Raw genomic sequence first — 26,683 nt, 5'->3', positions numbered from 1 at the left:
ATTACTTTTATCATCGCGGGGTGGAGCAGTTCGGTAGCTCGTCGGGCTCATAACCCGAAGGTCGCAGGTTCAAATCCTGCCCCCGCAACCAAATATATGATTAAATAAGGAGTGCCCTAAGGGTACAACCAAAATAATCTTATACAAATATGGTCCGGTAGTTCAGTTGGTTAGAATGCCTGCCTGTCACGCAGGAGGTCGCGGGTTCGAGTCCCGTCCGGACCGCCATTAATGTAAACGAAACGATCATGTTTTCGTTTTTTTTGTGTTTTCTTTTACTGTATCTTCTGCTTGGTGTCATAGCCAAGCTTTCTTTATATCGGGAACATCTTGGATATTCCAGCAAAATTCGATAAACTAGGAAGAGCACATATAGGCATAAGCAGGGTTGAAAGGAGATTTTGGTTCATGGATGAATTTGATTTGATACATAGCATTACTCCGCGGACCATTCACCATTCTTCCGTTGATGTAGGAATAGGTGATGATGCAGCGCTCTACACTGCGAAACACGGCGTTCAGGAAATTGTTTGTGTTGATACTATGGTAGAAGACGTGCACTTCAAATTACACTATTCCTCACCTGAAGATATCGGGTACAAGGCGTTAGCCGTTAATATAAGTGATATTGCCGCGATGGGAGGCATTCCCAAGTTTTATCTGGTATCACTTGCGGTACCTTCAAAATGGACTGAATCTGAAATCAAGTCGATGTATGAAGGAATGAATGAACTGGCGAAACTATATCATATGGATCTGATTGGCGGCGATACAGTTTCTACCGCTGACAAATTAGTCATTACAGTCACTGTGATCGGTGAAATTGAAAAGGGGCAGGCCTGTTTGCGCAGCTTGGCAAAACCGAATGATATTGTGTTTGTAACCGGTGAAATCGGTTCTTCTGCAGCAGGACTTTCTTTATTGCTGGAAGAGACTAATCCTCAAAACTCATCTGTGGAAACGGATTACTTTATCCACAGGCATAAACGGCCTGAGCCAAGAGTAAGCGTCGGCAGATTATGCTCGAGTTTTAAACGGGCAGCTTTAAATGATGTTAGTGACGGATTGGCTAGTGAACTGAACGAGATTGCAGAAGCCAGCTGTGTTTCAATTGAAATTGATGAAAGCATGCTTCCAATTCATTCTGATTTGCCTAAGCTTCATCCTAACTGGAAAGAATGGGCTTTGTTTGGCGGTGAGGATTTTGAGCTGACAGGGACGGTTTCAAATGAGGAGTGGGAAGTGTTGAAGCAGGAGTGCGCAGCACGTCAACTTCCCATTACAAAGATTGGCCATGTCAGGGAAAAAACAAAATCTAAAGTGATCCTAAAAACAGATCAAACATCAATGATCTTAGAGAAAAAGGGATATAATCATTTTAAATAAGACGGGTGACTCGTGTGAAGCAATTAAAATGGAGAACTGTAAATCCAGAAGAAACAAAAGCAATTGCCAAGCTTGCGGCAGCGTTTGCTAAACCGGGAGACGTCCTGACATTAGAGGGCGATTTAGGTGCAGGAAAAACGACTTTTACGAAAGGTTTTGCAGAAGGGCTGGGAATTACACGTGTTGTAAACAGTCCGACTTTTACAATTATAAAAGAATATAACGATGGCGTACTTCCTCTTTATCATATGGATGTGTATAGAATGGAAGATGAAAGTGAAGATTTGGGACTTGATGAATATTTTCACGGACAAGGTGTCTGTCTCGTTGAATGGGCTCATTTAATTGAAGAACAGCTGCCGCAGGAGCGACTGCAAATTGTCATCAAAAGAGCTGGTGATGATGAGCGGGAAATTACCTTTACTGCTGTCGGGAATCGGTATGAAATGCTTTGTGAGGAGTTAAGTAGACATGACAATATTAGCAATTGATACATCAAATTATACATTGGGCATTGCGCTGCTTCGAGAAGACACCGTTATAGCAGAATACATTACATATTTGAAAAAGAACCACTCTGTAAGAGCAATGCCTGCTGTTCATTCATTGCTGAATGATTGTGATATGGCACCGCAGGACCTTTCTAAAATTGTCGTTGCAAAAGGCCCTGGTTCATACACAGGAGTAAGAATAGGTGTGACGTTGGCCAAAACACTTGCCTGGTCTTTAGACATTCCAATAAGTGCTGTATCAAGTCTTGAGACGCTTGCTGCAAATGGCCGGCATTTTGACGGTCTGATCAGCCCAATCTTTGACGCTAGACGAGGACAGGTGTACACAGGTCTGTATCAATATAAAAATGGGCTTTTAGAGCAAGTTGTTCCAGATCAAAATGTGATGCTGGCAGATTGGCTGGAGAGGCTAAAAGAAAAGAATCGTCCTGTTTTGTTTTTAGGCCATGATACTTCTCTTCACAAGCAGATGATCGAGGATGTGCTTGGAACAAAAGGATTCATTGGAACTGCTGCCCAGCATAACCCGCGTCCTTCAGAATTGGCTTTTCTCGGGAAGGAAAAGGAAGCAGCTGATGTTCATGGGCTTGTCCCGGATTACTTGCGGCTGGCAGAAGCTGAAGCGAAATGGATTGAAAGTCAAAAGTAGGGTGATAGGATGAAAACAAAAGCAGCGGTCAGAAATATGCGGCTTGAAGATATAGATCACGTATACGAAATCGAAGCATCCTCCTTTACGTCTCCTTGGACGAAGGATTCGTTTTATCATGAGCTGCTGGAAAATCCGTATGCTCATTATCTCGTGATTGAAAAGGACGGCCATGTTGTTGGGTATTGCGGGATTTGGATTGTGATGGATGATGCCCAGATTACAAATATAGCGATAAAACCAGAGTATCGCGGCCAGTCTTTAGGAGAAACGCTTTTTCGCTCAGCTGTTGAACTGTGCAAAGAAAAAGACGCAAGGCGGCTTTCGCTTGAAGTGAGGGTTTCGAATCATCCTGCTCAAGGCTTATATAAGAAATTCGGGATGCAGCCCGGCGGAATAAGAAAGAACTATTATACTGATAACGGGGAAGATGCGTTAATTATGTGGGTGACGATAAATGAGTGAGCAAAAAGACATGTACGTATTAGGAATTGAAACAAGCTGTGATGAGACTGCTGCAGCTATTGTGAAAAACGGGAGAGAGATCATTTCAAACGTAGTAGCCTCTCAAATTGAAAGCCATAAGCGCTTCGGAGGCGTTGTGCCGGAAATTGCTTCAAGACATCATGTTGAACAAATCACTTTGGTTATAGAAGAGGCGTTTCGCAAAGCTGGCATGACGTATAGTGATATTGATGCGATTGCAGTAACAGAAGGTCCGGGACTGGTGGGAGCGCTTCTTATCGGCGTGAATGCCGCTAAAGCATTGAGCTTTGCACATAACATTCCGTTAGTAGGCGTTCATCATATAGCCGGTCATATATACGCGAACCGTCTTGTAGAAGACATCGTGTTCCCGGCACTGGCATTGGTCGTTTCAGGAGGCCACACAGAACTGGTTTATATGAAGGAACATGGATCATTTGAAGTCATTGGGGAAACCCTTGATGATGCGGCAGGAGAAGCTTACGACAAAGTGGCGCGGACGATGGGATTGCCATATCCGGGTGGACCGCAAATTGACAAGCTAGCTGAAAAAGGGAATGACAATATTCCGCTTCCTCGCGCATGGCTTGAAGAAGGCTCTTACAACTTCAGCTTTAGCGGATTGAAGTCTGCGGTGATCAATACGCTTCATAATGCATCCCAAAAAGGGCAAGAGATTGCTCCGGAAGATTTGTCTGCCAGTTTCCAAAATAGTGTGATCGATGTCTTGGTAACCAAAACGGCGCGCGCGGCAAAGGAATATGATGTCAAACAGGTCCTTTTAGCCGGAGGAGTAGCTGCAAACAGAGGCCTCAGAGCTGCATTAGAAAAGGAATTTGCCCAGCATGAAGGGATTACGCTTGTCATTCCTCCATTAGCTTTATGCACGGATAATGCTGCGATGATTGCTGCTGCTGGTACAATTGCTTTTGAAAAGGGAATTCGCGGTGCATATGATATGAATGGCCAGCCCGGCCTCGAATTGACTTCTTATCAAAGTCTCACGAGATAATAGCGTGAGACTTTTTATCTGTTTGTTATTAACAGATAATTCACAATTTATCCACATGTCTGTGAGTAATTATAGAGATATAGATGGATAAAGGGCTGAAGTCGCTGTTAATAAAGTGGATAAATTCAGAATATTTTGTGGATATTGTGTATAAAGCGCTTACTTTGTTTTGCTTATTAGGGTATGTTTTGTGGATAAAAAGCACCTCTAAAAAGAGGTGCTTGACTTTTTTAATCTTCTTCTGTGGATAGTTCTTCCCATTCGGACAAAAGAGATTCCAGCTCCTGATTAAGCTTCTCATTGTCTGCATGGATAGCTTGTACTTTTTCATGGTCCTGATAGACTTCAGGGTCACATAGTAATTCATCATTGCGGCTGATGTTCTCTTCAATGGTTTGAACAGTGGTTTCAATTTCTTCAATCCGACGGAGTCGTTGGCGCTCTTTCTTTTTCCATTCTTTTTCTTCCTCGTAGGAACGTTTGGAGTCAGATTTCACTGTAGCTGGCGTTTTTTCAGTTTCCTCTTGCTGATTTATTTTCTCCAATTCAAGCTGCTCTGTTTTTTTCTCTGTATAATAATCGTAATCTCCCAGATACTCCTCTATATGGCTTGAAGAAAGCTCCAATACTCTTGTGGCGATTCTGTTAATAAAATATCTGTCATGTGAGACAAATAACAGTGTGCCTGGATAATCAATCAGCGCGTTTTCGAGAACTTCTTTGCTGTCTAAATCCAGATGGTTCGTCGGTTCATCAAGGATGAGAAAGTTGGCTTTTTGAAGCATCAGCTTAGCTAGAGCCAATCTTGCTTTTTCGCCTCCGCTCAGTGAATGAACTGGTTTCAGCACATCATCTCCGGAGAATAAGAAATTTCCGAGACACGTTCTGATTTCTTTTTCTGGGAGCCCGGGGTACTCGTCCCACAGCTCATCAAGGACACGTTTAGAGGAAGTCAACTCAGCCTGTTCCTGATCATAATAGCCGACACTGACATTTGAGCCGTATGAGATCGTTCCTTGATCTGGTTTTAGGGTGTCTATTAATGTTTTCAGCAATGTCGATTTACCAATGCCGTTAGGACCGACAAGCGCTGCGCTTTCTCCTCTTGTGAGCATGAATGACACTTCTGTTAAAAGCGGCGGCTGGTTTTCATAGCTGATTGTGAGATCCTGAACACGAAGGACTTCATTTCCGCTCTGTTTTGTAATATCAAAATGAAAGTTTGCGGATTTTTCATCGCCAAGCGGTTTTGACATGACTTCCATTCGCTCAAGCTGCTTTCTGCGGCTTTGCGCCCTTTTGGTGGTAGAGGCTCTCGCCAGATTTCGGTCTACGAAGTCCTGCAGCTTTGCAATCTCGTCCTGCTGCTTTTCATACATTTTAAGATCTTTTTCATACTGCGCGGCTTTTTGGTCGAGATAAGCGCTGTAGTTGCCGTGATACTTTTTGCTTTCTGCTCTTGATACCTCGTATACCTGGTTTACCACTTTGTCCAAAAAGTAGCGGTCATGCGAAACGATGAGGATGGCGCCTGAATAGCCTTGTAAATAATGCTCAAGCCAGGTAAGCGTATCAATATCCAGATGGTTTGTCGGCTCATCGAGAATGAGCAAATCAGGCTGTGTTAACAGAAGCTTACCTAAAGCCAGTCTTGTTTTCTGGCCTCCGCTGAGGCTTTGAACCTGTGTAGAATCGTCAAAATGGCTGAAGCCGAGACCATGCAGCACAGATCTAACATCCGCTTCATATTGATAACCGCCCTTATCTTTGAATTCCTGCTGAAGACGGTCGTAGGTTTTCATGATGCTTTCTAATTCACCCGGGTCAGCTGCCGCCATTTTTTCTTCCATAGCCCGCATTTCCTTTTCCATTGCTTTTAAGTGGTCAAAAACAGTCAGCAGCTCTTCTTTTATGGTAAGCTTAGAATCCAAGCCAGTATGCTGGGCGAGATATCCCATTGTAATATCTTTTGGTTTAATAATTTCGCCCTTTTCATACGAAAGCTGGCCTGCGATAATTTTAAGGAGCGTGGATTTTCCGGCGCCATTTCTTCCTACAATGGCGATGCGATCACGATTTCTGACTTCCAGCTTTATATTGTTTAAAATAGTATCAGCACCAAACGATTTGGACAGCTGATTAATTTGTAAGATCATCATATTATTTCACCTCTGCTATAATAAGTTAAGTGTAGCTTATGAACCAGAAGTCAGCAAACAATACATTGGCCATATAAGACATAGAGAAGAAAATAGTGTATGATCTGTTTAAGGAGCGTTTTAATATGAATGGATTTTCTCATTTTAATGAACAGGGCAGAGCCCAGATGGTGGATATCAGCGAAAAATCTTCGACTGTCCGTACTGCGGCGGCTGTTTCAAGCGTACACATGAAGAATGAGGTGTACGAGAAAATACAGAGTCACGATATCGGCAAAGGAGATGTACTGGCTGTCGCACAGGTGGCAGGCATTATGGCCGCAAAGCAAACGTCGAATATCATTCCGATGTGCCATCCGCTTTCATTGAGCGGGGTAGATATATCGTTTGACTGGAAAATAAAAGAAGCAGAAGTTATACTTCATATAAAAGCACAGGTCAAAACGAAAGGGAGTACAGGTGTGGAAATGGAAGCGCTCACTTCTGCATCGGTGTGCGCTCTTACCGTTTACGATATGTGCAAGGCCCTTGATAAGGGGATGGTCATCGGCCCTACTTTCTTGCTGGAGAAGACAGGCGGGAAAAACGGTGACTTTAAAAGAGAACTATCCGAGTATAATTTGGAGGACCAAAAATGAATAAGGATCAATCAAAAATTCCGCAGGCGACGGCGAAACGGCTGCCGCTTTACTATCGCTTTTTAAAGAATCTGCATGCGTCAGGAAAACAGCGTGTATCATCCGCTGAACTCAGTGATGCCGTAAAGGTTGATTCTGCCACGATTCGGAGGGATTTTTCCTATTTTGGAGCTCTTGGCAAAAAAGGATACGGATATAATGTGGATTATTTGCTGTCTTTTTTCCGAAAAACGCTTGATCAGGATGAGATGACAGACGTCATCTTGATTGGTGTCGGGAACTTGGGAACGGCATTTCTTCACTATAATTTCACAAAAAATAATAACACAAAAATTTCTATGGCTTTTGATATAAATGAGAGTAAAATAGGAACTGAGGTAGGCGGCGTGCCCGTCTATAACCTTGATGACCTTGAACAACACGTAAAAGATGAATCAGTTGCCATTCTTACAGTGCCAGCAGTTGCCGCTCAATCCATTACAGACAGATTGGTCGCATTAGGAATCAAGGGAATCCTTAATTTTACGCCGGCCCGTTTGAATGTGCCGGAACACATTCGAATTCATCATATAGATTTAGCAGTTGAGCTTCAGTCACTGGTTTATTTTTTGAAGCATTACTCAGTTTTAGAGGAAATCGAATAGAGGGAAAGGAGGAGCCCAAATATGCCGATCGGTCCTGGAAGCCTTGCTGTTATCGCAATCGTTGCTCTGATTATCTTCGGTCCCAAAAAGCTGCCTGAATTGGGGAAAGCAGCGGGAGACACACTTCGTGAATTCAAAAACGCTACAAAAGGATTAACGAGTGATGAAGAGGAAAAAAAGAAAGAAGATCAGTAAGTTAGGATGACACGAATGAAAGTGAATCAAATGTCGCTGCTGGAGCATATTGCTGAGCTTCGAAAACGGTTGCTGATTGTAGCGCTGGCGTTTGTCGTTTTCTTTATTGCTGGATTTTTCTTAGCAAAGCCGATTATTGTGTATCTGCAAGAAACAGATGAAGCGAAGCAGCTTACGCTTAACGCGTTTAACCTGACAGACCCGCTTTATGTGTTTATGCAGTTTGCGTTTATCATCGGCATAGTCCTGACCTCGCCGGTTATTCTTTATCAGCTTTGGGCTTTTGTGAGCCCGGGTCTCTATGAGAAAGAGCGCAAAGTAACGCTCAGCTACATTCCGATCTCTATTTTGCTGTTTTTAGCGGGCTTATCTTTTTCATATTATATTTTATTTCCTTTTGTTGTTGATTTTATGAAGCGGATCTCTCAGGACTTGAATGTCAATCAGGTGATCGGAATTAATGAATATTTTCATTTTCTTCTGCAGCTGACGATTCCGTTTGGACTGCTGTTCCAAATGCCGGTCATCCTCATGTTTTTGACCAGGCTCGGAATTGTGACACCGATGTTCTTGGCGAAAATCAGAAAGTATGCGTATTTTACGCTGCTGGTGATCGCAGCCCTGATTACACCGCCTGAGCTTCTGTCCCATATGATGGTCACAGTCCCGCTTTTGATTTTATATGAAATCAGTATTCTGATATCGAAGGCCGCTTATCGGAAAGCGCAGAAAAGCAGTGCTGCCGATCGGGACGTGTCTTCTGGGCAATAATAAAAAATCCATTTCTCATGCGAGAAATGGATTCAGCGTGTTGACAAACCCCCGCATTCGTTGTCAAGTCTGTGCGTTGGTGCTCACGAATGAAAACATTCGCTCCGCTCCAATGCTCGCCTTTCCTAGACTTCAAGGGTTTTCAATCACGCTGAAAATGACAAAATCCTAAAACGAAAGCCGTTTTAGGATTTAATTTGAATCCATTTCTCATTCAGAAATGGATTTTCTTTATTTTTGGTTCTTTTTGATTTTAAATGAAAAGGCGAACATCTTAAAAGAAATGCTGATGTTGTAAGCGGCGAACACCATCAGCAGGATGGAGTAAAATGACCACATGCTGCCTGGCGAGCTTGCGGCAAGATAAGTAAAGATGCACCCTACGGCAAAGTAGATCATTCCCCAAACTACCGGGTTTCTCATAAAAATAATCCTCCAATAATCAATTGCATTTGTGTGCTCTGCTGTTCAAGGTAATTCCGAACAGGCTCAAGCTGCATGATGACGACGAATGTATTCATCATTAAATGGGCGAAAATCGGCACCCATATCCGTTTTGTTCTCGCATATAAAAATGCAAATGTAAAGCCCATTGCTGTATATAGAAGGAGATGCTTCAAATCAGCGTGAACAATACCGAAGATAACCGAGCTGATCAGTCCTGCAAAAAAGAAATTCGTTTTTTCGTACAGCGCGCCGAAAATGATTTTTCTGAAGATGATTTCTTCTAATATAGGCCCGACGATGGAAGAAACGATAATCATGAGCGGGACTGCCTGAATGACATCCAGAATCGCTTGTGTATTTTCTGATTCTCTTCCGATGCCAAAAACATAATATTCAATAGAGCCTGCTATTCCTTGAGAGAAAAGGGCAATGAAAAAACCGGCTATCGCCCAAAGGATAGAAAGTCCGATTGAGTCCTTCTGTCCGTTTCGCAGCGTTTCTTTCGGAACGGTTCTCAGAATGAGCAGAACAATAAGGAGACAGGCGATAAAGCTGATGACGGACCATAATCCTTGTGCATGCAGCATATTTTCATTTGTAGGCTGTCCTCCGGCATAACCGAATTTAAATAACAAGGGAATCGCGATTAATGCGGAAAACTGCATGATGATATATGTCAAAATAATAAACCAATACTGTTTTCTCAAATGGTATGTACTCCTTTGTTAAGTGGGTTTCGTTCATCTACAGCTATTGTAACATAATCGGTACGGGGGTGAAAAAGCTAACGGAAAAGGGAGCGGAAAAGAATGATGTAAGCGTGAAAAATTTTTTGTCTTATCACTTGAAATTGGAAGGGAGATTCTTTATTATAAGAATTGTGTTAGCACTCTTTAGTGCTGAGTGCTAAAATTACATATTCATACTATTGAGGAGGTTATTACATTGTTAAAGCCATTAGGTGATCGCGTTGTCATTGAACTCGTAGAATCTGAAGAAAAAACTGCCAGCGGAATTGTGTTGCCGGATTCTGCAAAAGAAAAACCGCAAGAAGGCAAAATCGTGGCAGCTGGTTCAGGTCGCGTGTTAGAAAGCGGAGAGCGCGTTGCTTTAGAAGTAAAAGAGGGCGACCGCATTATCTTCTCAAAATACGCAGGTACTGAAGTGAAATATGAAGGTACTGAATACTTAATCTTACGTGAAAGCGACATTTTAGCTGTTATCGGCTAATTCTTAAATAAACAATACTTAAAACATTTGAGGAGGTCTTGTAAACATGGCAAAAGAAATTAAGTTTAGTGAAGAAGCTCGCCGCGCAATGCTTCGCGGTGTCGATGCACTTGCTGATGCTGTTAAAGTAACTTTAGGACCAAAAGGACGCAACGTGGTTCTAGAGAAAAAATTCGGTTCTCCGTTAATCACAAATGACGGTGTAACAATCGCTAAAGAAATCGAGCTAGAAGACGCGTTTGAAAACATGGGTGCGAAGCTTGTTGCTGAAGTAGCCAGCAAAACAAACGACGTTGCCGGTGACGGTACAACAACTGCAACAGTTCTTGCGCAAGCAATGATCCGTGAAGGCCTTAAAAACGTAACAGCAGGCGCTAACCCTGTAGGCGTGCGTAAAGGTATGGAAAAAGCTGTAGCGGTTGCGATCGAAAACTTAAAAGAAATTTCTAAGCCAATCGAAGGCAAAGAGTCTATCGCTCAGGTTGCTGCGATCTCTGCTGCTGATGAGGAAGTCGGAAGCCTTATCGCTGAAGCAATGGAGCGCGTAGGAAACGACGGCGTTATCACAATCGAAGAGTCTAAAGGCTTCACAACTGAGCTTGAAGTTGTTGAAGGTATGCAATTCGACCGCGGATATGCGTCTCCTTACATGGTAACTGACTCTGATAAGATGGAAGCGGTTCTTGACAATCCTTACATCTTAATCACAGACAAAAAAATCACAAACATTCAAGAAATCCTTCCTGTGCTTGAGCAGGTTGTTCAGCAAGGCAAACCATTGCTTCTGATCGCTGAAGACGTTGAAGGCGAAGCACTTGCAACACTTGTTGTGAACAAACTTCGCGGCACATTCAACGCAGTTGCTGTTAAAGCTCCTGGCTTCGGTGACCGCCGTAAAGCAATGCTTGAAGACATCGCTGTCCTTACTGGCGGAGAAGTCATCACAGAAGATCTTGGCCTTGACCTGAAATCTACTCAAATCGCTCAATTGGGACGCGCTTCTAAAGTTGTCGTTACTAAAGAAAACACAACAATCGTTGAAGGCGCTGGCGAAACAGACAAAATTTCTGCCCGCGTGACTCAAATCCGCGCTCAAGTGGAAGAAACAACTTCTGAATTCGACAGAGAAAAATTACAAGAGCGTCTTGCAAAACTTGCTGGCGGCGTAGCTGTCATCAAAGTCGGCGCTGCGACTGAAACTGAGCTGAAAGAGCGTAAACTTCGCATCGAAGACGCCCTGAACTCAACTCGCGCAGCTGTTGAAGAAGGCATCGTATCCGGTGGTGGTACAGCGCTTGTCAACGTATATAACAAAGTCGCTGCAGTTGAAGCTGAAGGCGATGCTCAAACAGGTATCAACATCGTGCTTCGCGCGCTTGAAGAGCCAATCCGTCAAATCGCACACAATGCGGGTCTTGAAGGATCTGTCATCGTTGAACGCCTCAAAAACGAAGAAATCGGCGTAGGCTTCAACGCTGCAACTGGCGAATGGGTAAACATGATCGAAAAAGGTATCGTTGACCCAACAAAAGTTACACGCTCAGCTCTTCAAAACGCTGCGTCTGTAGCTGCAATGTTCTTAACAACTGAAGCCGTTGTCGCTGACAAGCCAGAAGAAAACGCTGGCGGCGGAATGCCTGACATGGGCGGCATGGGCGGTATGGGCGGCATGATGTAAAACCGACAAAAAAACCTTGATTTACAAAGGTTTGTCGGCAATGGACCTCATTTTTGATGCCCTATTGATCCATTTATAAATTTTCGAGGCTTCTCATGAGTTCACCGAGCTTGTGAGAGGCTTCTTTTTTTCTGTCTTTCGTAGTCTGATTTTTTCAGCACTGTTCTATATCGATTTTCAATAGTTTTGATAATCCCGATATGAATTATTCAATTGACCAAAATACAAAATTCTACCGGCTCAGATTCCTGTTTACGTCTTCTTTGACAAACGGCTTACTGTAACTTCAGTAAACTGCATTTCTGTTATGATTATAAAAAGGGTTTAAAAATTATTCGTGCAAATCCTCTGTTACTTCTCTCCCTATTGCAGACAGGAGATGGTATCCTCTCATAAGATAAAAAAGCCCCAGTTATCTAAATAAATAGTGTCACCAACACTCTTAGACGTTTCTAAAAGCAAAACACTGTCAAAGAGAAATCCTTTTAAATTTTCTATTTGTGCTGCTTTTTAGCTACTAAGACGATGTATGTTAAATATATAGAACGGCAGAATAATCTGATTCTCAAAAATTCACTGGCGATGTAGTTAGGTTCTTCCACCAACATCTTGATAATATTCATCCCTACTCTATGGAGACCGACATTCCAATTATTAAATCTAATATTAGTTTTTTATGATTACCAAGGAGGACTTAATAGTGCATTTCTCAAAAATGATAGATCGCTTGGCTTTATATGATTTACACAGAAAAAGAAGCAAAGATAAACATTTTTCTGCTGCTATTGCAGCCGATATCGATGATAGAGAGGAATTTTACAGTGCAAATATAGCTGATGTTTCAATTGACTTGAATGAATCTAAAAAAAATTATAGGGTTGGAACATTTCGTTATGAATCCTTAATTCAAACAGGGAATCCTGTTAATGATACTTTAAAAGGGGAGGTTTTTTTAAATAAAAATGATATAGATCAACCCAATGTCATCTTTGTACACGGCTGGCGCATGGATTCGTTCGATAGAATCAAAAAAATATTTCATAAACGTATAATGAACGATTTAGGCTGGAATATGTATTATTATTCTCTTCCATACCATTTTGAAAGAGAACCAGAAAATTCACTGTATAGTGGCGAGTTGATGATTAGTGCAAATATTGATCGTACAATTGAGTCGACAAGACAGGCCATTGTCGATTTACGGGCATTAATTCACTGGATAAAAGCAAATAAAAAAGGCCCTGTTATCATAGGGGGGGTAAGCTTAGGGGGATGGGTTACTAATCTAATTGCAACCCTAGAATCCCAAATTGATGTAGTGGTATCAATCTTTTATGCCAATCGCCTTTCTTATTCAATATGGAACACGATCCCAGGTAAATTCATAAGAGAAGAATTAGAACAAAATGGTGTGACCTATGAAGATTTAACAAAATATTGGAATATCACAGATCCTAGTCAAGCCTTGCCGAAAGTTAATAAAGATAACATTCTGCTGATTTCTGCTAAACATGATCAGTATATTGACTTAAAAGATGCAGATTATTTATGGGAAAGCTGGGGGAAACCCACAAGATATGTCTACAATTGTGGTCATTCCGGTATTGTTCTTTGTCGCAAAAAGCTGGCAAATGATACGCTTTCCTTTATAAGAGAAAGGATAAATACGAGAAAACCTGGTTCAGTACATTTGTAGACCTTAATAAGAAACGAAAGGCCAACTGCAACTTCAGTTGGCCTTTCCTATTTATAATAAAGAAACTGAGTGAGATTGCTGACAGAACTATTATGCGTACTAGTCGTTTTCTTTAATCACCATTGCCAGTTCTTCCACCTCTCCCCGAATCCCAATCGCAGGCTCCCACGAATCAATCAAACGAATCGCCTTCTGATTAGATTCCATCGCTTTCGTTTTCTCTCCTTTACGGTACAACAGCTGCGCCATCCCGTAAAAATAATAGATCAACTCAACCTGATTGGCGTTATGTTTGTCATAGAGCATTTGCTCAAAGGCTTCTTCCGCTTTCTCAAATTGACCACATTTCACGTAAGCGACACCCAGATTGAAATAGGCTTCTATCGTTTTTTCGCCGCCGTACGTGGAGCTGATTTCATTTGCCGCTTCGTATAATTGAATGGCTTCTTCATGATGACCTCTCGCAAAGCTTAAGTCACCGCGAACCAATAGAACTCTGTGTTGAATGGTAGGGGAAATCGGTTGATTTTCGATTTCGTTTAAAATGGTCTCTGCTTTTTCCTGTTGCCCGTCTTTTAAAAAAAGCCTTGCTTTGAGTGCGTGTCCCCAAACCTTTAGATCATAGGCATCGTGAGCGTCTGATTGTTCCAGAATCCTCAGCCCGGATTCAATTTGCTGTAAGGCCCTGTCTAAATCATTGACTTCCATCAGAGCCCAGCCTGCTGTGTCGATTCGGAAGTACGCTTCTCGTGTGTGTTGGCCTAATTGATGGGCGGCGTCGGCGGCTTTGCGTCCGTATTCGATTCGCAAGGGCAGGTTGATTCTGCTTAGAAAATGGCTAATGCGGGTGATGAGTTCGATTAGGATTTCTTTTTGTTCAGTTTCACTTGCCCATTGGATGACCTTTAAGATGTTTGGCCATTCTTGTTTCATTTGATCTAAGTTCCGTCCCAGCAGGTAGCTCCAATAGATAGAGTTGGGCTGTTCCCGCTTTAAATGGGTTTCGGCATAATCAACATAATAGTGCGCCCAGCGATTGCGGGCTTCTTTTTCATATTCGTGCTGTTCGGACAAGTGCTGTTCTCCGTAAGCGACAACGGTTTGGTGCGCTAAGTATTGTATCCTGCCTTGGCTTCGTTCCGGCTGAATCAGCGCATATGACCGCATTTGTTCCATAGCGTAATGAAAACGGCGGGCGTCTAATCCGGCTGCTGCCGCCAGGCTTTTTTCATCAGGCTGCTTGCTGAAAAAGCAAAGCGTCTGCCATAGCTTTCGCGTATCTTCATTGCATCTATCCCAGGTGCGGCCAAAGAGGAATTCAAACAATTCCAGCAGTGAGTAGCCTGCTTTTCCAAGCTCATGAATCAGCTGCTGAGCGGGGATGTCATCGTCTGACATATAGGCAATGCTGAGTGCCATGGCTTTCGGGTTTCCGGCAGTCGCTGAAATGAATTCGTTTTTCAGGTCAGATGATAGATGTAGCAGCTGCTCCAGCTTTTCCCGTTTATTTTGAATGTTGCATGTTTGTAAGCATCGGTGCACTTCTTGCTGAAAAAAATCCAAGGCATCTGTTTGGTCAAGGCCGCTCAGCTGAATAGCTGTCATTTCTCCGAAGCTTTCCCGATAAGTTTGCTTTACGTTTTCCCGCGCTGTGAGGAGAACTTTCACGCCTTGCGGAAGGCTGGTGATAAATTCATGAATGTCACGTTCTGCAGTATCAATGCTGTCAACGATCAGCAGTATCGGTTTTTCTCTAGTGTAATTAGCTAACGCATTGCGGACGACGAATCGTTTTTCATTGATTGATTTATCGATTTGTTCTGTGCGTCCGAGCTGATAGGCGATCGTATTTAAAAAATCGCTAAAGCTCAATCCTTTCCAATCAGCGCTGACCCAAATGATGCTGTTGAACGCCGGCCAATCTGAAGTATCGTCGACACAGGAATAGGCGGCTTCAAGAGCGATTGTGGTTTTACCCATACCAGCCCAGCCGGTGATTAAACAGACTGGTGACGGAGAAAGCATCCATTGCCGTATCGCTTCCATATCAAAGCTGCGTCCGATAAAGCGTCCGGACCAGCGTGAGGGTAAATTATGAGTGATAGGCTGTTCTGTAAGCGCATTCGTTTCATGGCCGGGTCTGTCATGAAACAGCCGTTTTACTACATTTTCAATTTCGCCTTCACTCGGAGCCCCGAATAATCCGTCTTTTCGCAGTATTTTCGCTTTTTTCAAACAGGATGCTGCCCATACAGGCAATGCGGGTTTGATGACTGGGATAGTGGTGGCTTCCAGCAAGTCGGTCAACCACTCGATATCCAAGTCGGTCTTTTCGAGAATGATCCAGATCATTCCGAACAGTTTTCCGTCGTCGATTCTTCCGGGAATGTAGTTTGCCCCCATCTGTCCGATCCAGCTTTTGATCGTGTTTGGGGAGACTCCCAGCTGGAGTGCGATTTTATCTATGTAAGACTGTCCTGTTTTTTCGTTCTTTTTCCTTCTGACTTTATAATCAGGATGAAGTTTTAGCGTTTTGACGCCAGGTGCCAGCAGTTGTGCAAATTGTTCTCGGTTTTCAAGTTCAGCCATAAGCCTGCACCTCCTATTAGTACTATTTTATCAATCCAGCGTTTTTTGTATATGAAAAAATAAAAGTACAGTGCCGCTGTCCTTTTATACAGCAGGAAAGGCTGTTGAACGTATTGAAAAGCAGATAAAATGGGGGCAGTAACAGAGAAAACAAAAATGTATGCACTTACATTTTATTTTCTTAAGAAAGGAATTTTGCCAAATGACTCACACAGTACCTCAGAACATGAAAGCGGCTGTTATGCACAACACAAGAGAGATCAAAATTGAAACATTGCCTGTGCCTGACATCAATCATGATGAAGTGTTGATTAAGGTGATGGCTGTCGGGATTTGCGGATCGGATCTGCATTACTATACAAACGGCAGAATAGGCAACTATGTAGTGGAGAAGCCATTTATCCTCGGACATGAGTGCGCGGGAGAAATCGCAGCTGTCGGCTCGTCTGTTGATCAATTCAAAGTCGGTGACCGCGTCGCGGTTGAACCTGGTGTTACGTGCGGACGCTGTGAAGCGTGCAAAGAAGGGCGCTATAATCTTTGCCCGGATGTACAGTTTTTGGCTACACCGCCGGTAGACGGCGCGTTTGTCCAATATATTAAAATGCGTCAGGACTTTGTTTTTTTAATCCCAGACTCACTTTCTTATGAAGATGCTGCTTTGATCGAGCCGTTTTCTGTCGGCATCCATGCGGCGGCCAGAACGAAGCTACAGCCCGGATCAACGATTGCGATTATGGGGATGGGCCCTGTTGGGTTAATGGCTGTTGCCGCAGCTAAAGCATTTGGGGCAGGCACAATCATTGTCACCGACTTAGAGCCGCTGCGGTTAGAAGCTGCGAAAAAAATGGGAGCGACTCACATTATTAATATACGTGAACAGGATGCACTTGAAGAGATTAAAACGATCACGAATGATAGAGGCGTTGATGTTGCTTGGGAAACAGCAGGGAATCCAGCGGCATTGCAATCCGCACTGGCTTCTGTGCGCCGGGGCGGAAAATTGGCGATTGTCGGTTTGCCTTCACAGAACGAGATTCCGCTCAACGTGCCGTTTATTGCGGATAACGAGATTGATATTTACGGGATCTTCCGTTATGCCAATACGTATCCGAAGGGAATCGAATTTCTCGCTTCCGGCGTTGTGGACACGAAGCATCTAGTAACGGACCAATATTCGCTGGAGCAGACACAAGAGGCGATGGAGCGGGCGCTTCAATTTAAGAATGAATGTTTAAAAGTGATGGTGTATCCAAATCGCTGAGTGAACAGGGAGGATCTTCGTATTCTCCCTCTTGTTTACTGGAAATGAAAACGGATTCTTGAGGTGGGAAATGATGATTGAAACAGAAAAAGTAACGGCAATGAAAGTGAAGCATCAGCCAAAATCCAGTACCGGACTGTCCTGGTTTGAACGAATCGGTTATGGATTCGGCGATATGTCGTATAATATTATCTTTCAGTTTGTAAACGCATACTTATTATTCTATTATACAGACGTCGGCGGCATTCAGCCTGCGGTGATCGCAACTTTGTTTCTTGTTGTGCGTGTGCTGGATGCTATTTTTGACCCGATCATGGGATTGATTTTAGATAAAACGAATACAAGGTGGGGAAAAGCAAGACCATATTTGCTGTGGGTGGCATTTCCTTTTGCGCTATTCACATTCTTATGTTTTACGACGCCTCATTTCGGTGAGACCGGAAATATGGTATATGCGTATGTCACTTATATTCTGCTTGGGATGTCCTTTAGTATGCAAACGATCCCGGTGAACAGCTTAACGGGGCGGATGACGAATTCTGTGGAGGAACGAACGGTTCTAACCACAACCCGGATGATTTTGGTGTATATCGGCATTCTTTTATCCATTTCCTGTGCGACACCGCTTGCAACTGCTATCGGAGGAGAGAATCAGGCGTTTGGATTTCAAATGACTGCGCTTATCTATGCGGCGGTCAGCATCGTTTTGAATCTATTCAGTTTCTTTACTGTGCGGGAGCGGATTCAGCCTAAAAAGAGAAACAAACAAGGGATCAAAAAGACGTTATCCGTTTTATTCCAAAACAAACCCTTGCTTATGTTAATTTCATCATTTTTGGCTTTTGCGATCGGGTTTAATATTAAGCTCAGCACGATGGTGTATTATTTTACGTATAACGTCAACCATAAAGAGTTCGTGTTTATGGGCACCGTTTTATTTTTCGGAGCAGCGCTGATCAGCAATTTGTTTATTCCTTTCTTTTCTGAGAAGTGGGGCAGAAAACAAGTCATGATCATCACGGCAGCTCTATCGCTTATTTCTTATGCCGGCCTGCATTTTACGCCGTATTCTTCAATTCCACTCATTTTCATTTGGCTTTTCGCTTCAGGATTTTTCACAACGCCTTTAAATACGCTTGCTTGGGGAATGGTTGCGGATTGTGTTGATTATGCGGAATGGAAAACCGGAATTCGCGCGGATGGTGTGGTGATTTCGAGCATGAGCTTTATTAATAAGCTGGGTGTTGCATTAGCCGGGTCATTTTCGGCCATTTATTTAGGGATCGCCGGGTATGTGGCGAATACAGACCAGACAGTTGCGTCATTGAATGCCATTAAAAATATGAATGCTTTGATTCCGGGATTTTTCATTTTGCTTTCTATTATTCTTATCGCCTTCTATCCTTTAACGGAAAAAAGATATAAACACATCATCTCTGAGCTGGAGCAAAGGTCTGCGAGATAAATATATGTAAAATTTTTAATATTCAATGTTGTATTTATGGCAGAAAGTAATATACTGAGACTGTAATCTAGACTTTATAAATGAGTGTGATAATATGCGTAGTCATTCTGTAGTTTGTATTGGGGAATTGTTGATTGATTTCTTTTGTACCGATGTTGACGTAATGGAAGGGCGCCATTTCCTGAAAAGTGCCGGCGGGGCACCGGCGAATGTGTCAGCAGCGATTGCCAAGCTGGGAGGAGACGCCACTTTCAGCGGAAAAGTAGGAAAGGATCCGTTTGGGTATTTTCTGAAGCAAACATTGGACGCTGTACATGTCGATACCTCTATGCTGGTGATGGATGAGAAAGCGCCTACAACGCTTGCTTTTGTTTCATTAAAACAAAATGGAGAGCGTGACTTTGTTTTTAATAGAGGCGCGGACGCTTTGTTTACGCTGGAGGATATTGACCAGGAAAAACTAAACGAAGCGAAAATCCTTCATTTCGGTTCTGCGACGGCACTGTTATCGGATCCGTTTTGCTCAGCCTATTTACGGCTGATGTCGATTGCGAAAGACAATGGACAGTTTATTTCGTTTGACCCTAACTACCGTGAAGATTTATGGAGGGGAAGAGTCTCAGAGTTTGTAAGTGTTGCGAAAAAAGCGATCGCTGTAAGTGATTTTGTGAAAGTCAGTGACGAGGAGCTTGAGATTATAAGTGGTGTGAAGGATCATGAAAAGGGTGTTGCGATCCTTCATGAGATCGGAGCCAACATTGTCGCTGTGACACTTGGGAAAAGCGGAACGCTTCTTTCCAATGGAAAAGATCATGAAATCATTCCAAGCATTCCGGTGACATCAATCGACTCAACAGGAGCCGGAGATGCTTTTGTCGGTGCGGCTTTATATCAATTGGCAAACACGGACCATATTCAATCTGTAGAAGCAGATTTTGTGAAACTGCGTGAGATTGTGGCGTTTGCCAATAAGGTCGGAGCTCTTGTGTGCACTAAAATTGGAGCGATTGATGCACTGCCGAGCTTGGATGAGATTGAAGTTTCTTTGTAAATCATTGAAGATGTTCCTTGAAAGTCTTTGGATTTTTGGGGGCATCTTTTTTTATTGCTTACATTTTTGTTCAGGTAAAAAGTTGTATATTTTTTGTTTGAAATGTCATTTTTTATTAAAAAAGTGAAACTTTTAACGATAATAAATAGTATATGTAACAAAGGTTAACGAATTAGCTTTAGGAGGAACGATATAATGAGTATCATTGGAAGATTTAAAGATATTATGTCTGCGAATATCAATGCTTTATTGGACAAGGCTGAAAATCCGGAGAAAATGGTAGATCAATATTTAAGAAATATGAATAGCGATTTGGCTAAGGTTAAGGCAGAAACAGCAGCTGTTATGGCTGAGGAGCAGAGAGCAAAAAGAGAATATCACGAGTGCCAGGCGGATATGGAAAAGATGGAAAGCTATGCAATGAAGGCGCTGCAAGCCGGGAGTGAGAGCGATGCGAGAAAATTTCTTGAAAGAAAAACATCTTTGGAGTCAAAGCTTTCTGAGCTGCAGGCGGCCAATCAAATTGCTGCAACCAATGCCGCACAGATGAGAAAGATGCATGACAAATTGGTATCTGACATTGGAGAGCTGGAAGCACGTAAAAATATGATCAAGGCGAAGTGGGCAGTAGCGAAAACGCAAGAAAGAATGAACAAACTGGGCGCTTCTGTTTCAAGTACAAGCCAATCAATGTCTGCATTCGGCCGAATGGAGGACAAAGTAAATAAGGCAATTGATCAGGCCAATGCAATGGCTGAACTGAACAGCGCTCCGCAGGATGATATGGCTGATCTGACTGCAAAGTATGACACTGGCGGTTCAAGCCAGGTTGATGATGAACTTGCGGCGTTAAAAGCGAAAATGATGCTCGATAAGTAATACATAGGAGGCCGCAGCTTTCGGCTGCGGCGTTATTTTATCATAAGATGTGAGAGGGAACGGTAATGATAATATCTTATAAGTGTCCGAACTGCGGCAGTGATATGGCATTTGACAGTGAAACCGGCTCGTTATCCTGCAGCAGCTGCGGAAGACAGGACAATATTGAAAGCCTTCCGAAAGAAAACATTGCGGCACGGTTTTCTGATGATGAAGCAAAAGAATATCAATGTGAAAACTGCGGCGCCGTTTTGATCACGGAAGCTGAAACGACAGCAACGACGTGCAGCTTCTGCGGAGGTGCTGCAATACTTGCCGATCGTTTATCAGGACATTTGGCGCCGGCGAAGGTCATTCCATTTACAATCAGTAAACAAGAAGCGGAGCAGGCATTTCGAAAGTGGTGCAAAAAAGGCCTTCTGACACCAAGAGGTTTCATGTCTGCCGATCGCATTAAAAGCATCACCGGCATGTATATTCCGTTTTGGATGTTTGATTTAAATAGTGAAGTACAGGTGAGAGCAAACTGTACCAGAGTCCATCAATATGAAGAAGGGGATTATATTTGCACGGAAACAGAGCACTTTGAAGCGTTTCGTGATATCAATCTCGATTATTTGAAAATCCCTGTCGATGCCTCTGAAAAAATGAAAGACGAATTAATGGACAAATTGGAGCCTTATTCATACGAAGAGCTGAAGGAATTTCAAACGGCATATTTGGCCGGTTATATTGCGGAAAAGTACAATTATACCGATGAGGAGCTTTTTCCGAGGGCAAAAGAGAAAATCAGCAGTTATATAGATTCATACATCCATTCTACTTTTTCCGGATATACGTCAGTCAATGTGAGGGACAAACAGATTCACACGAAAAACGTGAACAGCTTTTACGTTTTGCTTCCTGTTTGGATGGTCAGTTACGATTATGAAAGAGCGGAGCATATCTTTGCGATGAACGGGCAAACAGGTAAGGTCGTCGGAAAGCCGCCGATCAGTCGAGGAAAAGTGGCGGCATGGTTTAGCGGAATAGCAGGCGGGACATTTCTTGCGTTGAAGCTCGTCTCATTGATGATGGGAGGCGGATTTTGATGCGGGGATTTTTAGGGAAAGCGATCTTTGTTGTGCTGGCTGTTTTCATCATGATGCCTTTACTGGGTATCGAAGCGGCAAGAGCCTCTGAATCGCAGCAGCATGTGTACGATCGCGCTCATCTATTGTCAAAAGCGGAGATCGGAAAACTTGAATCTCTCTCGGCAGAGCTGGGTGCAAAGAGAGACACTGATTTCATCATTATTACGACCAAAAGCACAAACGGTGAAGATATTGCAGACTATACCGGCAATTTTTATGATCGTTACGGAAAAGGCAGTACAGCTATTCTGACGATTGATATGACAAACAGAGAAGTGTTTATCGCAGGCTTCAAAAAAGCCGAACAGTATTTGGACAACAGCAGGCTCAATAGCATCAGAAATACGATTTCATCTGATTTATCCAATGAAAATTATTTTGAAGCTTTTGAGACATATATTCAGCTTTCCTATAAAGATATGGGCATAAAACCGGGAGTAAACCCCGACAACATATTCTTTACATGGTGGTTTCAGCTGATTGCTGCCATCGCAGTCGGGGGAATTGCGGTTTCAATCATGCTTTATCATGCAGGCGGCAAAGTAACGGTTAATGGAAATACATATATGGATCAGCGTACGTCTGATGTGATTGATCAATACGACACTTATATTAGAACGACTGTAACAAGAGAAAGAAAACCATCAGATAAAGACAGCGGCAGCGATGGCGGTGTTACGAAAGGCGGCACGTCATACAGTGGGAGCCGGGGCAGTTTCTAAATGTAAGAAATAGAGAAAGGGAGAGGCGTAATGTCGTTTTTCAGAAATCAATTAGCGAATGTAGTAGAGTGGGAAGAATTTAGAGATGATATGATTTTTTATAAATGGAACAATCGTGAAATCAAAAAAGGGAGCCGTTTAATCATTCGTCCCGGACAGGATGCTGTCTTTTTGAACAATGGGCGGGTTGAAGGAGTCTTTCAAGATGATGGCGATTATGATATTGAATCAGAAATTATTCCATTCCTTTCAACGTTAAAGGGCTTTAAGTTTGGCTTTAACAGCGGCATGCGAGCTGAGGTGCTGTTTGTCAATACGAAGGAATTTACCGTAAGATGGGGAACAAAACAGGCGATAAATATTCCGGCAGCGGGAATGCCAGGCGGGATGCCCATTCGCGCAAACGGCACATTTAATTTCAAGGTGCAGGACTATATCAGCCTGATTGATAAAATCGCTGGCGTGAAAGATCAATATTTTGTAGAGGATATTAAAACCCGTATCATTTCTATTCTGGATCAGCTTCTCATGAAGTGGATCACAAGAGAAGGGAAAAATATGTTTAATCTTCAAGCAAACGCTTTTGATATTGCCAAGGGAATTCAAGAGGACTTAGATATGCAATTAATAAGCGACGGGATGACGGTCACTGGTTTTCAAATCATGAGCTTTAATTATCCTCAAGAGGTTCAAGATATGATTACAAAGAACGCTTCCTACGGTATGGTTGGGGATGTGAACAGATACCAGCAACTATCAATGACGGATGGAATGGCATCCGGAAAGATGAGCGGAGGCGGAGCGGCTTCGGATATGGCTGGAATGATGATGGGAATGAATATGGCCAATCAGATGATGAACCAAATGAATCAGAATCATCAGGCACAGTCATCAGGCCCACAGTCAACTGGCAGCGGAAGCAAACCAAATTTCTGTCCAAACTGCGGAACAAAAACCAGTGAAGCTAATTTTTGCCCGAATTGCGGCCAGAAGCTTGTGTAAGACTCATACAGTGAAAAGTCCGGAGTGATCAGACACTCCGGACTTTTTTATTTAGGAGAATAAGCGTTACCTATTGCTTGCTCCTGAACAGGCCATTTTCGAGCACCCGCTTGGATAATTCCCAGCAGCAATTGACGACGTTCCTTTATTGAATTGACGGCAATTTGAAATGTTTGCTTTGATAAAGCCGGTATGCCTGATTGTTGAAGCTTTGAGATGTCTGGTTCCGGCGGCGCTTGTTCTGCAGGGTGGATATAGGCAGTATGAACGGTATCCAGGTAGTTTTTGATACTTGAGCGCGCTTCTTTAATATGAAGCTGATTCGGCTGATATTGTTCAGGAATTCCGTATTTGAAAATGGTTAGAGCCTCATCCAATACAGCAACAGCTATAATGGATGATTCCTGATGCTGCGTGCTGTGGTAAAAATGAAGGATGGGGAAGGCGTTATGCTGAGCGGTCAGCTTTCCCAGTTCTGATGAGGCAGCGACAAGAAGAAAATCAATGTCGTGAAAATCTTTGCCATTCCATGCATTATGGACGATTTCTGTTCCGTCATGCCCTAGACTTAATACACTTTGGGCAAAGGAGCGTTTTTGATTAACCGCACTCAAGACGGAAATCAAATACGTGACAGAAAACGTGATGGTAAGTAGTCCTTGAGCTGTTTCAATAATCGTGACAAGCTTCCATAGGCCTCCGTTCGGAGCGAGGTCGCCATTTCCTAATGTAAACATGACATAGCCGGAAAAATAAATTCGGTCTGACCAGGAAGCCGGTTCTTTTGATTGAGTTTCCATAAGTGAGTGAGGGTCACTCGAGTAAATCAAAACCCACCCGCTCCAAAATAGACTGATCCATATCACTAACGTCAGGCATAACAGCAGAGGACCAGCCATACTTAGAACCTTTGCGTGGTCACCGCTGATTTTGCGGCAGCCCTTCCACAGCCAGGCAGACAGGCATCTTGTGATCGGGCCTGCACCGCTCTCTAACCATAACGTGGTCCATAAAAAATCAATCATCCCCGCTGTCAATAATAAAAGGCCTGCAATGATATAACCCTCATTCATTTTGGTTGCCTCCCTTAAGTCAGCCTTCTTTTATTTTCTTCTCTATTTCCTTTTATCCTGAGTCTGAAACAATTGAACGAATGTTTGATTTTACAGAGAAAAACAGGAGAAGTTACCCAACACTTACTCATTTATCGATATGAACAGAAAATCACAGGGTTTTTGACTTGATTCACACATTTTCATGAAGAAAAACGTTCATTTTCCCCTTGAATTGGTGATTTTTCTTTTATAGAGTAAAAAATTTTCAGAAATTTATATTGACTGAAAGCGTTTTTATAATTATGATAATATCAGATATAACAAAAATGTAACTATCATATCACTACAATTGAACTATTAAGTGACTAATAAATACCAACAAGGATATGCACAAAGAAATGACCATTGTTCTTTTAGTGAGAAATGAAACCGCTTCCATTGGGACTGACATGCTAAGAAGAAGGGAAGGTTATGAGGTTATTGGATAAAAACATAAACAACTATTTTCTGAAGCCTGCTTACGAAATGTGGGGAAGGCATCAGCCCTGGAATAAGTTTTTGACATACGCATTATGAAAAAGACTGGGGGAAACAGTATGAATAAACAAGGCAATCAAATGTCATTTTTACGTACAATTATTTTAGTCTCGACTTTCGGCGGGCTTCTTTTTGGCTATGATACCGGTGTGCTCAATGGAGCTTTGCCGTATATGGGAGAGCCGGATCAGCTTAATCTCAATGCCTTCACAGAGGGCCTTGTCACCAGTTCACTTCTTTTTGGAGCCGCGCTAGGTGCTGTGTTTGGCGGCAGGATGTCTGATTTTAACGGCCGCCGCAAAAATATTTTGTTCCTCGCTGTTATATTTTTTATTTCAACGATCGGGTGTACGTTTGCACCAAATGTTACGGTCATGATTATCTCTCGTTTTGTGCTTGGTATTGCGGTAGGGGGTGCATCCGTAACGGTGCCTGCCTATTTAGCAGAGATGTCTCCTGTGGAAAGCAGGGGACGGATGGTGACGCAGAACGAATTGATGATTGTATCAGGACAGCTTTTGGCCTTTGTTTTTAATGCGATCCTTGGAACAACAATGGGAGACAACTCCCATGTGTGGAGATTTATGCTGGTCATTGCGTCACTTCCAGCCTTGTTCCTGTTTTTCGGCATGATCAGAATGCCCGAGAGTCCCCGCTGGCTTGTTTCTAAAGGAAGAAAAGAAGATGCTTTACGTGTATTGAAAAAAATCAGAGATGAAAAACGGGCAGCAGCTGAGCTGCAAGAAATTGAATTCGCTTTCGAAAAAGAAGATCAGCTTGAAAAAGCGACGTTTAAAGATCTTTCGGTCCCATGGGTGCGCCGTATTGTGTTTATTGGATTAGGGATTGCGATTGTACAGCAAATTACAGGTGTGAATTCGATTATGTATTATGGGACTGAAATTCTAAGAAATTCCGGTTTCCAAACGGAAGCCGCTTTAATCGGAAATATTGCGAATGGCGTGATTTCGGTATTGGCAACATTCGTTGGAATCTGGCTGCTGGGAAGAGTGGGGCGCCGGCCGATGCTGATGACAGGCTTGATCGGTACGACAACAGCATTATTGCTAATCGGGATATTCTCACTTGTACTTGAAGGATCACCGGCACTTCCATATGTAGTCCTTTCATTAACGGTCACATTTCTTGCTTTTCAGCAGGGCGCCATTTCACCAGTGACTTGGCTGATGCTATCTGAAATTTTCCCGCTTCGCCTTCGCGGACTGGGAATGGGTGTTACGGTATTCTGTCTGTGGATGGTGAATTTTGCAGTCAGTTTCACGTTTCCAATATTGCTGGCAGCCATCGGGCTGTCCACAACGTTCTTTATCTTCGTTGGATTAGGAATTTGCTCTGTCCTGTTTGTGAAGAAGTTTTTGCCAGAAACGAAAGGACTTTCACTTGAGCAGCTGGAGGAAAACTTCCGAGCTTATGATCACGGCGGGGCAAAGAAGGATTCTGGGGCTGAAGTGATTGGATAATT

At 42.9% G+C, this 26,683-nt stretch carries 25 protein-coding genes, 2 tRNA genes and 1 pseudogene; 23 read left to right on the top strand and 5 right to left on the bottom strand.

Translation table 11 applies throughout. The features are described from left to right. Window positions 1–14 precede the first annotated feature (14 nt). The 7 genes from ACQVGT_RS17475 (at window position 15) to tsaD (ending at window position 4,045) form a co-directional block, all read left to right on the top strand. Window positions 15–91: transfer RNA gene (locus tag ACQVGT_RS17475), tRNA-Met, on the top strand. A 60-nt stretch (window positions 92–151) separates the two neighbouring features. Further along, window positions 152–228 (top strand) — tRNA-Asp (locus tag ACQVGT_RS17470). A gap of 180 nt (window positions 229–408) precedes the next feature. Next, window positions 409–1,386, top strand: a complete 978-nt coding sequence (gene thiL / locus ACQVGT_RS17465) for a thiamine-phosphate kinase (RefSeq protein WP_015382919.1) — start codon at window positions 409–411, stop codon at window positions 1,384–1,386. Window positions 1,387–1,400: 14 nt separating this feature from the next. Next, window positions 1,401–1,877, top strand: coding sequence for a tRNA (adenosine(37)-N6)-threonylcarbamoyltransferase complex ATPase subunit type 1 TsaE (gene tsaE, locus ACQVGT_RS17460; RefSeq protein ID WP_015382920.1), 477 nt, complete (start codon window positions 1,401–1,403; stop codon window positions 1,875–1,877). After that, window positions 1,858–2,547: a tRNA (adenosine(37)-N6)-threonylcarbamoyltransferase complex dimerization subunit type 1 TsaB gene (tsaB, locus tag ACQVGT_RS17455; RefSeq protein ID WP_015382921.1), complete on the top strand. Its 690-nt coding sequence runs from the start codon at window positions 1,858–1,860 to the stop codon at window positions 2,545–2,547. Before tsaE ends, tsaB begins: the two co-directional genes overlap by 20 nt. Window positions 2,548–2,556: 9 nt before the next feature. After that, complete coding sequence (rimI, locus tag ACQVGT_RS17450; RefSeq protein WP_015252683.1) at window positions 2,557–3,012, top strand: ribosomal protein S18-alanine N-acetyltransferase; 456 nt, start codon at window positions 2,557–2,559, stop codon at window positions 3,010–3,012. Next, on the top strand, window positions 3,005–4,045 hold the full coding sequence (tsaD, locus tag ACQVGT_RS17445) for a tRNA (adenosine(37)-N6)-threonylcarbamoyltransferase complex transferase subunit TsaD (protein ID WP_015382922.1): 1,041 nt from the start codon (window positions 3,005–3,007) through the stop codon (window positions 4,043–4,045). The genes rimI and tsaD overlap by 8 nt, the downstream gene beginning before the upstream one ends. A 230-nt stretch (window positions 4,046–4,275) precedes the next feature. On the opposite strand, the gene ACQVGT_RS17440 is transcribed toward tsaD, so the two are convergent. Continuing rightward, the gene (locus ACQVGT_RS17440) at window positions 4,276–6,204 is read right to left on the bottom strand and encodes an ABC-F family ATP-binding cassette domain-containing protein (RefSeq protein WP_015482882.1); all 1,929 of its coding nucleotides are present in this window, start codon (window positions 6,202–6,204) and stop codon (window positions 4,276–4,278) included. Window positions 6,205–6,329: 125 nt separating this feature from the next. On the opposite strand from ACQVGT_RS17440, the gene moaC reads away from it, so the two are divergent. Genes moaC through tatC form a run of 4 tightly spaced genes read left to right on the top strand, consistent with a single transcriptional unit; the run spans window position 6,330 to window position 8,452 of the window. Next, window positions 6,330–6,842, top strand: a complete 513-nt coding sequence (gene moaC, locus ACQVGT_RS17435; protein WP_003243499.1) for a cyclic pyranopterin monophosphate synthase MoaC — start codon at window positions 6,330–6,332, stop codon at window positions 6,840–6,842. Further along, the gene (locus ACQVGT_RS17430) at window positions 6,839–7,486 is read left to right on the top strand and encodes a redox-sensing transcriptional repressor Rex (RefSeq protein ID WP_003234073.1); all 648 of its coding nucleotides are present in this window, start codon (window positions 6,839–6,841) and stop codon (window positions 7,484–7,486) included. Before moaC ends, ACQVGT_RS17430 begins: the two co-directional genes overlap by 4 nt. A 21-nt stretch (window positions 7,487–7,507) precedes the next feature. Continuing rightward, the gene (gene tatAY, locus ACQVGT_RS17425; protein WP_003234072.1) at window positions 7,508–7,681 is read left to right on the top strand and encodes a sec-independent protein translocase protein TatAY; all 174 of its coding nucleotides are present in this window, start codon (window positions 7,508–7,510) and stop codon (window positions 7,679–7,681) included. 6 nt (window positions 7,682–7,687) lie between these two features. Further along, window positions 7,688–8,452: a twin-arginine translocase subunit TatC gene (gene tatC, locus ACQVGT_RS17420; protein ID WP_072174264.1), complete on the top strand. Its 765-nt coding sequence runs from the start codon at window positions 7,688–7,690 to the stop codon at window positions 8,450–8,452. 231 nt (window positions 8,453–8,683) lie between these two features. Here tatC and ACQVGT_RS17415 read toward each other — a convergent pair whose 3' ends face one another. Together ACQVGT_RS17415 and ACQVGT_RS17410 are read right to left on the bottom strand one after the other, a co-directional pair. Beyond that, the gene (locus ACQVGT_RS17415; protein WP_003225680.1) at window positions 8,684–8,875 is read right to left on the bottom strand and encodes a YdiK family protein; all 192 of its coding nucleotides are present in this window, start codon (window positions 8,873–8,875) and stop codon (window positions 8,684–8,686) included. After that, window positions 8,872–9,606 (bottom strand): CPBP family intramembrane glutamic endopeptidase, encoded by a 735-nt coding sequence (locus ACQVGT_RS17410; RefSeq protein ID WP_015382925.1) that lies wholly within the window; start codon window positions 9,604–9,606, stop codon window positions 8,872–8,874. The genes ACQVGT_RS17415 and ACQVGT_RS17410 overlap by 4 nt, the downstream gene beginning before the upstream one ends. A gap of 238 nt (window positions 9,607–9,844) precedes the next feature. Here ACQVGT_RS17410 and groES point away from each other — a divergent pair, with 238 nt between their 5' ends. From groES to ACQVGT_RS17390, 4 genes and pseudogenes are all read left to right on the top strand, one after another. After that, complete coding sequence (gene groES, locus ACQVGT_RS17405; protein WP_003155970.1) at window positions 9,845–10,129, top strand: co-chaperone GroES; 285 nt, start codon at window positions 9,845–9,847, stop codon at window positions 10,127–10,129. Window positions 10,130–10,175: 46 nt separating this feature from the next. Then, entirely contained in the window at window positions 10,176–11,807 is a 1,632-nt protein-coding gene (gene groL, locus ACQVGT_RS17400; RefSeq protein ID WP_015382926.1) for a chaperonin GroEL, read from the top strand. A gap of 557 nt (window positions 11,808–12,364) precedes the next feature. Further along, window positions 12,365–12,669, top strand: a pseudogene (locus tag ACQVGT_RS17395) (abhydrolase domain-containing 18); the annotation flags it as partial. Between the two features lie 144 nt (window positions 12,670–12,813). Next, on the top strand, window positions 12,814–13,503 hold the full coding sequence (locus ACQVGT_RS17390) for an alpha/beta hydrolase family protein (protein ID WP_144052051.1): 690 nt from the start codon (window positions 12,814–12,816) through the stop codon (window positions 13,501–13,503). A 99-nt stretch (window positions 13,504–13,602) separates the two neighbouring features. Here ACQVGT_RS17390 and gutR read toward each other — a convergent pair whose 3' ends face one another. Then, window positions 13,603–16,092, bottom strand: coding sequence for a glucitol operon transcriptional regulator GutR (gene gutR, locus ACQVGT_RS17385; protein ID WP_015382970.1), 2,490 nt, complete (start codon window positions 16,090–16,092; stop codon window positions 13,603–13,605). A 202-nt stretch (window positions 16,093–16,294) separates the two neighbouring features. Here gutR and gutB point away from each other — a divergent pair, with 202 nt between their 5' ends. The 7 genes from gutB to ACQVGT_RS17350 all read left to right on the top strand — a co-directional run bounded on the left by gutB (window position 16,295) and on the right by ACQVGT_RS17350 (window position 23,608). Beyond that, entirely contained in the window at window positions 16,295–17,356 is a 1,062-nt protein-coding gene (gene gutB, locus ACQVGT_RS17380) for a sorbitol dehydrogenase (protein ID WP_015482885.1), read from the top strand. 73 nt (window positions 17,357–17,429) lie between these two features. Further along, window positions 17,430–18,821 (top strand): MFS transporter, encoded by a 1,392-nt coding sequence (locus ACQVGT_RS17375; protein ID WP_015482886.1) that lies wholly within the window; start codon window positions 17,430–17,432, stop codon window positions 18,819–18,821. Between the two features lie 94 nt (window positions 18,822–18,915). Then, a complete protein-coding gene (locus ACQVGT_RS17370) occupies window positions 18,916–19,872 on the top strand; it encodes a carbohydrate kinase family protein (RefSeq protein ID WP_015482887.1) in 957 nt (318 codons plus the stop codon). 195 nt (window positions 19,873–20,067) lie between these two features. Beyond that, window positions 20,068–20,751, top strand: a complete 684-nt coding sequence (locus ACQVGT_RS17365) for a PspA/IM30 family protein (protein ID WP_015382974.1) — start codon at window positions 20,068–20,070, stop codon at window positions 20,749–20,751. 65 nt (window positions 20,752–20,816) lie between these two features. Beyond that, the gene (locus tag ACQVGT_RS17360) at window positions 20,817–21,842 is read left to right on the top strand and encodes a TFIIB-type zinc ribbon-containing protein (protein ID WP_015482888.1); all 1,026 of its coding nucleotides are present in this window, start codon (window positions 20,817–20,819) and stop codon (window positions 21,840–21,842) included. After that, a complete protein-coding gene (locus tag ACQVGT_RS17355; RefSeq protein ID WP_015382976.1) occupies window positions 21,842–22,606 on the top strand; it encodes a TPM domain-containing protein in 765 nt (254 codons plus the stop codon). The genes ACQVGT_RS17360 and ACQVGT_RS17355 overlap by 1 nt, the downstream gene beginning before the upstream one ends. A 30-nt stretch (window positions 22,607–22,636) precedes the next feature. Beyond that, window positions 22,637–23,608, top strand: a complete 972-nt coding sequence (locus ACQVGT_RS17350; protein WP_015382977.1) for an SPFH domain-containing protein — start codon at window positions 22,637–22,639, stop codon at window positions 23,606–23,608. A gap of 47 nt (window positions 23,609–23,655) precedes the next feature. Here the strand turns inward: ACQVGT_RS17350 and ACQVGT_RS17345 are convergent, their stop codons facing one another. Further along, window positions 23,656–24,681 carry a potassium channel family protein gene (locus ACQVGT_RS17345; RefSeq protein WP_003242752.1) on the bottom strand — a complete coding sequence of 342 codons (1,026 nt, stop codon included), beginning with the start codon at window positions 24,679–24,681 and terminating at the stop codon, window positions 23,656–23,658. 578 nt (window positions 24,682–25,259) lie between these two features. On the opposite strand from ACQVGT_RS17345, the gene iolT reads away from it, so the two are divergent. Beyond that, a complete protein-coding gene (iolT, locus tag ACQVGT_RS17340) occupies window positions 25,260–26,681 on the top strand; it encodes a myo-inositol transporter IolT (protein ID WP_015482889.1) in 1,422 nt (473 codons plus the stop codon). Window positions 26,682–26,683 lie beyond the last annotated feature (2 nt).

The sequence above is a fragment of the Bacillus sp. SCT118 genome, from assembly GCF_058566435.1.
The sequence above is the reverse complement of the archived record's forward strand: the minus strand, read 5'-3'. Positions and strand labels throughout refer to the sequence as shown.

What these genes read in the sequence shown, in the direction of transcription:
- thiL (WP_015382919.1), top strand. Translation starts at nt 409, where the DNA reads ATGGATGAATTTGATTTGATACATAGCATTACTCCGCGGACCATTCAC.
- tsaB (WP_015382921.1), top strand. Translation starts at nt 1,858, where the DNA reads ATGACAATATTAGCAATTGATACATCAAATTATACATTGGGCATTGCG.
- rimI (WP_015252683.1), top strand. Translation starts at nt 2,557, where the DNA reads ATGAAAACAAAAGCAGCGGTCAGAAATATGCGGCTTGAAGATATAGAT.
- tsaD (WP_015382922.1), top strand. Translation starts at nt 3,005, where the DNA reads ATGAGTGAGCAAAAAGACATGTACGTATTAGGAATTGAAACAAGCTGT.
- ACQVGT_RS17440 (WP_015482882.1), bottom strand. Translation starts at nt 6,204, where the DNA reads ATGATGATCTTACAAATTAATCAGCTGTCCAAATCGTTTGGTGCTGAT.
- moaC (WP_003243499.1), top strand. Translation starts at nt 6,330, where the DNA reads ATGAATGGATTTTCTCATTTTAATGAACAGGGCAGAGCCCAGATGGTG.
- ACQVGT_RS17430 (WP_003234073.1), top strand. Translation starts at nt 6,839, where the DNA reads ATGAATAAGGATCAATCAAAAATTCCGCAGGCGACGGCGAAACGGCTG.
- tatAY (WP_003234072.1), top strand. Translation starts at nt 7,508, where the DNA reads ATGCCGATCGGTCCTGGAAGCCTTGCTGTTATCGCAATCGTTGCTCTG.
- tatC (WP_072174264.1), top strand. Translation starts at nt 7,688, where the DNA reads ATGACACGAATGAAAGTGAATCAAATGTCGCTGCTGGAGCATATTGCT.
- ACQVGT_RS17415 (WP_003225680.1), bottom strand. Translation starts at nt 8,875, where the DNA reads ATGAGAAACCCGGTAGTTTGGGGAATGATCTACTTTGCCGTAGGGTGC.
- groL (WP_015382926.1), top strand. Translation starts at nt 10,176, where the DNA reads ATGGCAAAAGAAATTAAGTTTAGTGAAGAAGCTCGCCGCGCAATGCTT.
- ACQVGT_RS17390 (WP_144052051.1), top strand. Translation starts at nt 12,814, where the DNA reads ATGGATTCGTTCGATAGAATCAAAAAAATATTTCATAAACGTATAATG.
- gutR (WP_015382970.1), bottom strand. Translation starts at nt 16,092, where the DNA reads ATGGCTGAACTTGAAAACCGAGAACAATTTGCACAACTGCTGGCACCT.
- gutB (WP_015482885.1), top strand. Translation starts at nt 16,295, where the DNA reads ATGACTCACACAGTACCTCAGAACATGAAAGCGGCTGTTATGCACAAC.
- ACQVGT_RS17375 (WP_015482886.1), top strand. Translation starts at nt 17,430, where the DNA reads ATGATTGAAACAGAAAAAGTAACGGCAATGAAAGTGAAGCATCAGCCA.
- ACQVGT_RS17370 (WP_015482887.1), top strand. Translation starts at nt 18,916, where the DNA reads ATGCGTAGTCATTCTGTAGTTTGTATTGGGGAATTGTTGATTGATTTC.
- ACQVGT_RS17365 (WP_015382974.1), top strand. Translation starts at nt 20,068, where the DNA reads ATGAGTATCATTGGAAGATTTAAAGATATTATGTCTGCGAATATCAAT.
- ACQVGT_RS17360 (WP_015482888.1), top strand. Translation starts at nt 20,817, where the DNA reads ATGATAATATCTTATAAGTGTCCGAACTGCGGCAGTGATATGGCATTT.
- ACQVGT_RS17355 (WP_015382976.1), top strand. Translation starts at nt 21,842, where the DNA reads ATGCGGGGATTTTTAGGGAAAGCGATCTTTGTTGTGCTGGCTGTTTTC.
- ACQVGT_RS17350 (WP_015382977.1), top strand. Translation starts at nt 22,637, where the DNA reads ATGTCGTTTTTCAGAAATCAATTAGCGAATGTAGTAGAGTGGGAAGAA.
- ACQVGT_RS17345 (WP_003242752.1), bottom strand. Translation starts at nt 24,681, where the DNA reads ATGAATGAGGGTTATATCATTGCAGGCCTTTTATTATTGACAGCGGGG.
- iolT (WP_015482889.1), top strand. Translation starts at nt 25,260, where the DNA reads ATGAATAAACAAGGCAATCAAATGTCATTTTTACGTACAATTATTTTA.